The following is a 1,591-nucleotide window of genomic DNA, read 5'->3' on the forward strand; positions in this document are numbered from 1 at the left end:
ATTGCTCTCCCGCTTTTCAGTGACTTAGTGCAGTGTGGTTTCCCAAGCCCAGCGGCTGATTACGTTGAACAGCGCATCGATCTCAATGAGTTACTTGTTGCTCACCCGAGCTCAACGTATTTCGTCAAAGCCGCGGGCGATTCTATGATCGAAGCCGGGATCAGCGACGGTGATCTGCTCGTAGTGGACAGCTCCAGGACTGCTGAGCATGGTGACATTGTCATCGCTGCGGTGGAAGGGGAGTTCACTGTTAAACGCCTGCAGCTGCGCCCGACCGTGCAACTCAATCCTATGAACAGCGCCTACAGCCCGATTGTTGTTGGCAGCGAAGACACGCTGGACGTTTTCGGCGTCGTGACTTTCATCGTTAAATCTGCGAGCTAAATATGTTTGCTCTCTGTGATGTGAATTCGTTCTACGCATCATGCGAGACGGTGTTTCGGCCTGATTTGAGGGGGCGCCCGGTTGTCGTTCTTTCGAATAATGATGGCTGCGTAATTGCGCGCAGCGCCGAGGCCAAAGCCGCCGGAATCACCATGGGTGAGCCTTTCTTCAAACAAAAGGAGCTTTTCCGGCGTGCTGGCGTTGTTTGCTTCAGCAGTAACTACGAGCTGTACGCAGACATGAGCAACCGGGTAATGACGACGCTGGAGGAAATGAGCCCTCGCGTCGAAATTTACAGCATCGACGAAGCTTTTTGCGACCTGACAGGTGTTCGCAACTGCAGGGATCTGACGGACTTCGGCAAAGAGATCCGTGCGACGGTTCATAACCGTACTCACCTGACTGTCGGTGTCGGCATTGCCCAGACAAAAACCCTGGCGAAACTGGCCAACCACGCAGCCAAGAAATGGCAGCCCCAGACCGGGGGCGTGGTGGATTTATCCTGTATCGATCGCCAGCGCCGGTTGCTGGCTATCGTGCCTGTGGAGGATGTATGGGGTGTCGGAAGGCGCATAAGCAAGAAGTTAAACGCCATGGGGGTCAAAACGGCCCTGGACCTCTCGGAGCAGAGTACCTGGATTATTCGCAAGCACTTCAACGTCGTGCTGGAGCGAACGGTCCGGGAGCTGCGCGGTGAACCCTGTCTGGATCTGGAGGAGTTTGCGCCAACAAAACAGGAGATTGTCTGTAGCCGGTCATTCGGCGAACGCGTCACAGAATACGAGCAGATGAGGCAGGCCATCTGCAGCTATGCGGCCCGTGGCGCGGAAAAACTGCGCGGCGAGCACCAGTATTGCCGGTTTATTTCTGCGTTTGTAAAAACCTCCCCCTTTGCGCTGAATGAACCCTATTATGGCAACAGTGCATCGGTGAAATTGCTGACGCCGACGCAGGATAGCCGCGACATCATTAATGCGGCCGTGACGTGTCTGGACAAAATCTGGAAGACGGGTCAGCGATATCAGAAGGCCGGCATTATGCTGGGTGACTTTTTCAGCCAGGGCGTTGCCCAGCTTCACCTCTTCGACGAGAACGCGCCGCGCGCTGGTAGCGAAAGGTTGATGGAAGTGCTCGATCACCTGAACGCAAAAGACGGAAAAGGAACACTCTACTTTGCCGGGCAGGGCATACAGCAGCAGTGGCAGAT

At 55.1% G+C, this 1,591-nt stretch carries 2 protein-coding genes; both read left to right on the forward strand.

Annotated features, from left to right (window positions below):
- A partial coding sequence (locus ACZ6JY_RS40780; RefSeq protein WP_469204656.1) for a translesion error-prone DNA polymerase V autoproteolytic subunit occupies positions 1–384 on the forward strand: 384 nt, incomplete at its 5' end.
- Between the two features lie 20 nt (positions 385–404).
- Positions 405–1,591 (forward strand): Y-family DNA polymerase (locus ACZ6JY_RS40785; protein WP_469204657.1); only part of this gene is annotated, 1,187 nt, incomplete at its 3' end.

This window comes from Streptomyces sp. NPDC046335 (genome assembly GCF_055587985.1).